The sequence below is a fragment of the Azospirillum sp. TSO35-2 genome (genome assembly GCF_003116095.1).
Taxonomy (GTDB): domain Bacteria; phylum Pseudomonadota; class Alphaproteobacteria; order Azospirillales; family Azospirillaceae; genus Azospirillum.
The window spans coordinates 1,143,916-1,145,491 of the sequence record NZ_LGRA01000008.1 but is presented as its reverse complement, the minus strand read 5'-3'; the positions used below and the strand labels follow the sequence as shown (position 1 = coordinate 1,145,491).

Annotated in this window: 1 protein-coding gene; it reads left to right on the top strand. The window is 65.1% G+C overall.

Annotated elements, in window-relative coordinates; genetic code table 11:
- A partial coding sequence (locus TSO352_RS06695; protein WP_109106707.1) for a porin occupies nt 1-912 on the top strand: 912 nt, incomplete at its 5' end.
- Between the last annotated feature and the right edge of the window lie 664 nt (nt 913-1,576).

Here is a 1,576-nt window from a genome sequence, read left to right as displayed (position 1 = left end):
ATCACCCCGACCGCCAAGGCCGACAACGGTCTGGAATACGGTGCCCGCCTGCGCCTGCGCGCCGCCAACGGCGCCAGCAATGTCCGCACCACCGACGCCGACCGCGCCTACATCTTCGCGAACGGCACCTTCGGTTCGGTCCAGGCCGGCGTGACCAACGGCCCGTCGGACGACTCGGGCGTCATCGGCCCGAACGTCGACGGCATCTCGGGCAGCCCGGACGGCTTCTACGCCAACTACTACGGCGTGACCTCGCTGCCGTACGTGACCGGTTCGCTGCGCACGCTCGAGTCGGGCGACGCCAGCACCAAGATCGTCTACAGCACCCCGAGCTTCGCCGGCTTCAAGCTGACCGCCGCCTACACCCCGACCTACGGCAGCAGCAACACCGATGTGAACCGTCGCAAGAACAGCACGGCTTACCGGGACATGGGCGAAGTCCAGGCCTACTATAAGGGCGCCTTCAGCGGCGTCGGCATCGAGGCGAGCGCCGCCTACCAGTTCGCCAAGGCCGCCACGGGCCTGGAAGACCTGTCGTCGGTCCACGCCGGCGCGACCGTCACCTACGGCGCCTTCGCCATCGGCGGCAGCTACGCCTTCAGCGGCGACAGCGGCTACGCCAAGACCCACCGCGGTGTTGACGACAACCAGGTTTGGCTGGTCGGCGCCCAGTACACCGTCGGCCCGGTCATCCTGGCCGCCACCTACACCGACGCCAAGGGTGCCAATGTCGGTGCCGGTGCCGCCACCGCCGCCGATTACGCCCGCGCCCACATCTACCAGGCCGGCGTGACCTACGCCGTTGCCCCGGGCCTGACCACCGGTCTGGAGTACAGCTACGTCGACAACAAGTCGGGCGGCGTGAACAACGACGCCAACATCGTTCTGTGGGACACCCGCTTCGCTTTCTAAGCGACTGGTATCTGGCAGCAGACATGAAGGCGGCGGAGAAATCCGCCGCCTCTTTTTTTTTGCCCGGCTTCCGGGTCGGCCTCATCTGGCCCCCCAACCCGGCCACGCCCCAGCCATCCCCGCCTGCCCTTGCGATCGACAAGGAATGGGAATGACGCCGGCTCTCCACTCGCCCTTTGGTGGAGTTCGGCCTAAGAACAGCCGGCGGCGATTGGTATCGACGTTAAGATGTCGCTCGATCTTTCCCACCCATTACGACGCTCCCGCCAACTGGATTACCACTTTCGCCCTGAAGCCGTCCTGTATTCGACCCGATCACCGTCATTTGGCACCAGATTGCTTCGCATCCGAAGCAACATGATCCGGGTTCCCGTGCTTTCCATGCCACGGTGTTGCGCTTCAACGACTGGTGCTCTGTTTGACACTTGCCGGCAGGAACGGTGCGCGCTTAAGTCAAGTCTATACAGACAACCGCCGCCCCAACGGAGGGGCGCACGCCATAAGGATGGCCAATCATGAAGCGCTCTCTCGTCATCGGCTGCGCCGCCGTTGCCCTCGCCGCCGGCTGCGGCACCGCTTCGGCGCAGTCCAAGTCGCACTTCGATATCCTGATGGGCGGTGACGCCTACTTCCAGGGCGCCTACGTCGACCAGGACGACAACAC